Source organism: Allobosea sp. 01N443, from assembly GCF_056399325.1.
The window spans coordinates 1-6,851 of sequence record NZ_JBFTRC010000251.1; the positions used below are offsets into that span (position 1 = coordinate 1).

The 6,851-nt window shown below is 64.4% G+C and carries 8 protein-coding genes; 5 read left to right on the forward strand and 3 right to left on the reverse strand.

Going from position 1 to position 6,851, the window contains the following annotated elements:
- The 3 genes from AC1DRP_RS33450 to AC1DRP_RS33460 form a co-directional block, all read right to left on the reverse strand.
- Window positions 1-967, reverse strand: a 967-nt coding sequence (locus AC1DRP_RS33450) for a 2Fe-2S iron-sulfur cluster-binding protein (protein WP_476770773.1), incomplete at its 3' end; no start/stop codon positions are given.
- On the reverse strand, window positions 964-1,239 hold the full coding sequence (locus AC1DRP_RS33455; protein WP_441507516.1) for a sarcosine oxidase subunit delta: 276 nt from the start codon (window positions 1,237-1,239) through the stop codon (window positions 964-966). The genes AC1DRP_RS33455 and AC1DRP_RS33450, both read right to left, overlap by 4 nt.
- Before the next feature lie 22 nt (window positions 1,240-1,261).
- A complete protein-coding gene (locus AC1DRP_RS33460; protein ID WP_476770774.1) occupies window positions 1,262-2,512 on the reverse strand; it encodes a sarcosine oxidase subunit beta family protein in 1,251 nt (416 codons plus the stop codon).
- Between the two features lie 82 nt (window positions 2,513-2,594).
- Between AC1DRP_RS33460 and AC1DRP_RS33465 the strand changes: the two genes are divergently transcribed.
- The 5 genes from AC1DRP_RS33465 to AC1DRP_RS33485 all read left to right on the forward strand — a co-directional run.
- A complete protein-coding gene (locus tag AC1DRP_RS33465) occupies window positions 2,595-3,599 on the forward strand; it encodes a GlxA family transcriptional regulator (protein ID WP_441507518.1) in 1,005 nt (334 codons plus the stop codon).
- A 93-nt stretch (window positions 3,600-3,692) separates the two neighbouring features.
- Window positions 3,693-4,514: a transporter substrate-binding domain-containing protein gene (locus AC1DRP_RS33470; protein WP_476770775.1), complete on the forward strand. Its 822-nt coding sequence runs from the start codon at window positions 3,693-3,695 to the stop codon at window positions 4,512-4,514.
- 169 nt (window positions 4,515-4,683) lie between these two features.
- Window positions 4,684-5,424, forward strand: a complete 741-nt coding sequence (locus AC1DRP_RS33475; protein WP_441507519.1) for an amino acid ABC transporter permease — start codon at window positions 4,684-4,686, stop codon at window positions 5,422-5,424.
- On the forward strand, window positions 5,421-6,275 hold the full coding sequence (locus AC1DRP_RS33480; RefSeq protein WP_441507520.1) for an amino acid ABC transporter permease: 855 nt from the start codon (window positions 5,421-5,423) through the stop codon (window positions 6,273-6,275). The genes AC1DRP_RS33475 and AC1DRP_RS33480 overlap by 4 nt, the downstream gene beginning before the upstream one ends.
- Window positions 6,276-6,278: 3 nt before the next feature.
- Window positions 6,279-6,851 (forward strand): amino acid ABC transporter ATP-binding protein (locus AC1DRP_RS33485; RefSeq protein ID WP_476770776.1); only part of this gene is annotated, 573 nt, incomplete at its 3' end.

The following is a 6,851-nucleotide window of genomic DNA, read 5'->3' on the forward strand; positions in this document are numbered from 1 at the left end:
GTACGGCGTAGCGATTGAGATAGGTCCGCACCRCACCTGCCAGCATGACGCCGGGGGTGTCGTTGCCGGCAAAGACGACAGGCCGTTCGATCGCGCCAGCCGCCAGCACCGCGCGTTTGGCGCTGATGCGCCAGGAGCGCTGACGTGGCTGATACGCGGCTGGCACCGGCAGATGGTCGCAGACGCGTTCGACAGCGCCGTAGATGCCGTGATCATAGACGCCAAACACTGTCGTGCGTGTCATGATCCGGACATCGGGAAGGCTGGCGAGTTCCGCCAGCGCGTCGGCGACCCATTCGGAGCCGGCGCGGGCGTCGATCTCGCGCTTGTCGGCGATCAGCCGGCCGCCCGGTCGAAAATCCTCATCGCACAGGATGACGCGGGCGCCGCTGCGGCCGGCCGCCAGCGCGGCAGAGATCCCGGCCGGCCCACCGCCAATGACGAGGACGTCGCAAAAGGCGAACGCTTTCTCGTAATGGTCGGGATCGTCCTCCATGGCGGCGCGGCCAAGGCCGGCGGCGCGGCGGATCAGCGGCTCGTAGAGTTTTTCCCAGAAGGCCGCCGGCCACATGAAGGTCTTGTAGTAGAAGCCCGCGGTCAGCGCCGGCGCGAGCAGCGAGTTGATCGACAGGATGTCGAAATCGAGCGACGGCCAGCGGTTCTGGCTCTGCGCCTCGAGCCCGTCATAGAGCTCGGCCACGGTCGCTCGCGTATTGGGCTCGCGGCGCGCGCCGGCGCGCAGTTCGACGAGTGCATTCGGCTCCTCTGGACCTGCCGAAAGGATGCCGCGGGGCCGGTGGTACTTGAAGGATCGGCCGACGAGGCGCACGCCATTGGCCAGAAGGGCGGCAGCAAGGGTGTCGCCGGCATAGCCCTGATGGGAACGGCCGTCGAAGCGGAAGCTGACGACGTTCGCCCTGTCGATCAGGCCGCCATCGCCGCGGCGGAAGGGCTGCTTCGCGCTCATGCCCTATCTCCCGTGGCGCGCGCCCTGGCCGTCTCGACGGTCTCGATGGCGTGGGTCCTCGTGTCGCGCGTCACGACCAGCCAGGCATGGCAGCCGGCGCCGTGATACCAGAGCTCGCGATGCCGCCCGGCCGGGTTGTCGCGCTGATAGACATAATCGTGCATCGCCGCTTCCGTCGTTGCCATTCCCTCGGGGCGCTGCGGATTGGCGTCACCGAGATAGGTGAATTCCTGGACGTCGCGGGCGCCGCAATGGGGACAGGTAATGCGCATGGAGAAAGGTTCCTGAGCCGGCTCAGTGCAGGTTCGGCTGGGCGCCAGCGCCCTTTTCGTCGATGAGGCGGCCCGTCGCGAAGCGGTCGAGCCGATAGGCGGTCGCGACCTCATGGGGCTCGTCGCGGGCGATCAGGTGGGCGAAACACCAGCCGGAGGCCGGCGTCGCCTTGAACCCGCCATAGCACCAGCCGGCATTGAGATAGAGGCCCTGGACCGGGGTGTGGTCGATGATCGGCGAGCCGTCCATCGACATGTCCATGATGCCGCCCCAGTGACGCAGCATGCGGATGCGGCCAAGGCCCGGCCATAAGGCCATGGCCGATTCCATCACGTCCTCGATCACCGGCAGGTTGCCGCGCTGGGCGTAGGAATTGTAGCCATCGATATCGCCGCCGAAGACGAGCCCGCCCTTGTCTGATTGGCTGATGTAGAAATGCCCGGCGCCATAGGTGACGACGTTGTCGATCAGCGGTTTCACGCCCTCGGAGACGAAGGCCTGCAGCACGTGGCTTTCGATTGGCAACCGCATCCCGGCCATCCCGGCGAGCCGCGAGGAGTTGCCGGCGACCGCAAGTGCGACCTTCCTGGCCCTGATCGCGCCACGCGTCGTCTCGACGCCGGTGATGCGGCCGCCTTCGATCGTCAGTCCGGTGACTTCGCAATTCTGCACGATATCGACACCGCGCTGGTCGGCGGCACGGGCGTAGCCCCAGGCGACGGCATCATGCCGGACGGAGCCGCCACGGCGCTGCAGAAGACCGCCCTGGATCGGGAAGCGGCCATCCCGGTAGTTCAGGAAGGGCGCCATGGCACGGACCTGCTCGCGGTCGAGCAACTCGGCATCGACACCGRCAAGCCGCATGGCATTGCCGCGCCTGGCATAGGCGTCGCGCTGGGGGTCGGAATGGTAGAGGTTCAGCACGCCGCGCTGGCTGACCATCGCGTTGTAGTTGATGTCCTGCTCCAGCCCCTCCCAGAGCTTCAGCGACCATTCGTAGAACGGGGTATTGCCGGGCAGCAGATAGTTGGAGCGGATGATCGTGGTATTCCGCCCGACATTGCCGGAGCCGATATAGCCCTTCTCGATCACCGCGACATTGGTGATGCAGTGCTGGCTCGCGAGGTAATAGGCCGTTGCCAGCCCATGGCCGCCGCCGCCGATGACCAGGACGTCGTATTCCGCCTTCGGCGCAGCATCGCGCCAGGCCGGGGTCCAGCCACGGTGACCCTTGAGTGTCTGTGCGGCGAGGGAGAAAATCGAATAGCGCATCGGGGCACCCGGGACGTCTATGCCGGACAGGAATTCGCGCCGGGCTTGTCATCCTGAGATTGACGAACATAGTCTGACGGACATGACTATCAGCGACGCGATCTTGACCAGTAACGACAGGCGTGAAGAAGAGGCGCCGACCCATGTCGGCTTCCTGCTGATTCCGGATTTTGCGCTGCTGGCCTATGCAACGGCGATCGAGCCGCTGCGCGCCGCCAACCGGCTCTCGGGGCGGGACCTGTATCGTTGGAGCCACGTCTCGATCGACGGATCACCGGCGCCTGCCTCCAATGGCGTCCGCATCCAGCCTGATTTCGCTGTCGGCGATGACGCCCGTCTCGACTACGTCTTCGTCTGCGCTGGCGGAAACCCTGCCGCCTTCCAGCACCAGCCCACCTTCGCCTGGCTCAGGCAGCTGGCGCGCCGCGGGGTGAAGCTCGGAGGTATCTCGGGCGGACCCTATATCCTGGCGCGCGCCAATGTGCTGACGGGCTACCGCTTCACCATTCACTGGGAACATGCGCCAGCCTTCATCGAGGACTATCCGGAGCTCGATCTGCGGCGTTCGCTCTACGAGATCGACCGTGACCGCCTGACATCGAGCGGCGGCACAGCCCCGCTCGATATGATGCATGCCGTCATCGCACGCGAGCATGGCAGCGAACTGGCTCTCGCCGTCAGCGAGTGGTTCCTTCAGACCCATGTACGCGAAGGCGAGGGGCCGCAGCGCATGCCGCTGCGCGAGCGGCTCGGCGTCAGCCATGCGCCGCTTCTACGGGTTGTCGGGCGCATGGAGCAGAATCTCGAAACGCCGCTTTCGCGCGGCGAACTCGCGCGTACGGCCGGCGTCTCGCTGCGCCAGTTGGAACGGCTGTTCCGCTTGCATCTCGGGCGTTCGCTCGGAGAGCACTATCTCGGCCTCAGGCTGGAGCGGGCCCGCCATCTCCTGCGCCAGACCAGCCTGTCGGTGCTGGAGGTCGCACTCGCTTGCGGCTTTTCGAGCGCGAGCCATTTTTCTCGCGCCTATCGCGCCCGCTTCAATCACCCGCCGCGCGGCGAACGTGTCCCTTACCGAACGGCGGTTTGACGCTGAGCGTCAAGAAACCGTCGCATGACGACAATTCGAAATGGGGATAGGTCGAAACTCTAGGCCCCAACAGAACAACGGGGACCGGTTGCCATGAAACGTACCTTCACGCTCGCGCTCGCCTGCGCCGCGATGCTCGCCGCGATGCCGGCATTCGCGCAGGACTCGCTCGCCAAGATCAAGGAAAAGGGTGTCCTCACCGTCGGCGTGAAGAACGACTACAAGCCATGGGGCTTCCTTGAGCCGTCCGGCAAGATCGTCGGGCTCGAGATCGATCTCGCACAGGCGGTCGCCGACAAGATCGGTGTCAAGCTGGAAATGCTCCCGGTCATCGCCGCCAACCGCATGGAATTCCTCAAGCAGGGCCGTATCGACATGGTCCTGGCGACGATGGGCGACACGCCTGAGCGCCGCAAGGTCGTCGGCATGGTCGAGCCGAATTACTATGCCAGCGCCACCAATGTGCTGGCTCCCAAGAGCGCCAATCTGAAGAAATGGGAAGATCTGAAGGGGCGCAAGGTCTGCGGCGTCCAGGGAGCTTATTATAACCGCCGCGTCTCGCAGCTCTATGCGCCTGAACTCGTGGTTTTCCCCTCGCTGCCGGATGCGCTGAATGCTCTGCAGGGCAATAACTGCGTCGCCTTCCTGTTCGACGACACGCTGATCGTCTCGACGTTGGCCGCGGGCGATCCGAAATGGGCGAATTACGAAATGCCGCTGGCTTCGGAAGATCCGCAGCTCTGGGCGATCGGCATTCGCCTCGAGGACATGGACGGTCCCTTCGGCAAGCTGGTCAAGGATATGTCGGTCGACTGGCACAAGAGCGGCAAGCTGCTCGAACTCGAGACCAAATGGGGCATCAAGCAGAGCCCCTATCTGATCGAGACCAACAAGAAGCTGAAGTCAGCTTCGTAACGCGGTCGCGCTCGATCGGCTGCGTTGATGCAGCCTCAGACACGTCATCCCGGGTTTGACCCGGGATCCATCGCCGCGCGGTGCGAGGGATCCCGGCATTCCGCGTCCTGGCATCTCGGATGACGATAGGCCTTCGGCTGAAACGGTGCTGCGGCATGAGCAGGTTTTCTTGATCGCGTCCTTCTTCCAGTGGCTGAACGATACGCAGGGGCTGAATTTCTCGGTCTTCTACGATGCGTTCGACCGTTCACGCTTCCTGACCGGGTTGTGGACCACGACCTATATCTGCGTGGTCTCGATCATCGCATCGATGGCGCTAGGCCTGATCGGTGTCTGGCTCGCCGGCGGCAATTCGCGCTCCGGTCGACTCGTGGTGCGCGTCTATGTGCAGTTCTTCCGCAATACGCCGCCGCTGGTGCAGCTCTCCTTCTTCTACTTCGCCGTGGCGAGCCTGTTGCCGACGGTGAGCGATGGTTTTGGCGGCCAGTCGCCGCTGGTCTCCGGGACCGGCTGGGCGATCATCGCATTCTCGCTCTTCGCCGGCGCCTTCAACGTCGAGATCTTTCGCGCCGGCATCGAGGCCGTGCCATCGACGACGGTCGAAGCGGCCGAGTCGCTCGGCTATACCCGTCTGCAGCTCTATCTCCATGTCGTGCTGCCGCTCGCCTTCCGCATTTGCCTGCCGGCGCTGAACAACAACCTGATCAATCTCGTGAAGACCACGACGCTGGCCTATGCCATCGGCGTGCCGGAGCTGCTCTATGCGGCCTCGCAGATCTGGTCCGAGGTGTTCAACGTCCGGGAGATGATGAACGTTCTGCTCGTCACCTATGTCGTGCTGGTGGCGGTGCTGGTCTGGATCATGGGCCGCTGGGAGCGGTCGATGCGCATTCCGGGATATTCGACATGAGGTCCGGCTCAACCGATCTGCCGGTGCTCAAGCCGTACCGCGCCCCTGCGCCGATCGCCCCCTCGGGTTTCGCCGCGCCGATGATGTTGGGCGGCGGCACGCTGACTGTCTTCGTCATCCTGTTCGGCGCTTCGCTGGCTCTTGCGCAGGTCACGGCGCGTCCGGCTGGCGAAGGTGCGGCCACCGTGCTGCTGCGCTGGGCGCCGCTTATCTTCCAGGGTTTCCTGTTCAATATCCTGATCAGCTTCCTCTCGATGGCGCTCGGCACCGTCGTCGGTGTGCTCGTCGGCATCGCGCAGGTCTCGCTGGTCGCGCCGGTCCGCAAGACCGCCTGGGGCGTAACGCAGTTCTTCCGCAACGCGCCCTGGCTGGTGCTGCTGTTCTACGCGATGTTCCTGTTGCCCTTCGAATTTCAGCTGTTCGGCATCACGATCGCCTTCCCAGCCTGGGTGAAGGCGGTCATCGGACTTGCGCTGCCGGTCGCGGCCAATGTCTCCGAGATCGTGCGCGGCGGTATCAAGTCGATTCCCGCCGGCCAGTGGGAATCCGCCGATGCGCTCGCCTTCACGCGGGCGCAGACGATGTGGATGATCATCCTGCCGCAGGCCTTCAAGCGGATGCTCCCACCCTGGATGAACCTCTATGCGATCCTGACCATGGCGACGACATTGATTTCGGTGGTCGGCATCCAGGACGCGCTCTCCGTCACCCGCGCGGCGCTGATCGCCGAGAGCCGGCCGGAATTGATGATCCCGATGTATCTGCTGCTGCTCCTGATGTTCTTCGCCTATTGCTACCCGATCGCGCGGGCGACGCTGGCGCTGGAGCGGCGCTTCAACGTGAAAGCTTGAGCCATGGCGAGCCGTCATCAACTGGGCGAGCCCGTCGTCGTAGTCGAGGGGGTCGAGAAATCCTTCGGCAGCTTTTCCGTCCTCAGGGATGTCAGCCTGACTGTCCGGCGTGGCGAGACCGTCTGCATCATCGGCCCGTCCGGTTCAGGCAAGTCGACGCTGCTGCGCTGTATCAATGGGCTGGTGCCGATCAGCAAGGGCTCGATCAGGCTCGCCGGTCGCGAGGTGAACGATGCGAAGCTCGACAAGCTGGCGCTGCGTCGCGACGTCGGCATTGTCTTCCAGCAATACAACCTCTTTCCTCACAAGACCGCGCTTCAGAACGTGATGATGGCGCCGATCCATGTGCTGAAGCAGGACAAGGTCGAAGTCGAGGAGCGGGCGCGCAAGCTTCTCGCCAAGGTCGGCCTTTCGCAGAAGCTCGCGACCTATCCCGGCGAGCTTTCGGGCGGTCAGCAGCAGCGGGTCGCGATTGCGCGGTCGCTGGCGATGAACCCGAAGGTGATGCTGTTCGCCGAGGTCACCGCCGCGCTCGATCCCGACACCCCGCAGGAGGTGCTGGTGACGATCCAGGAC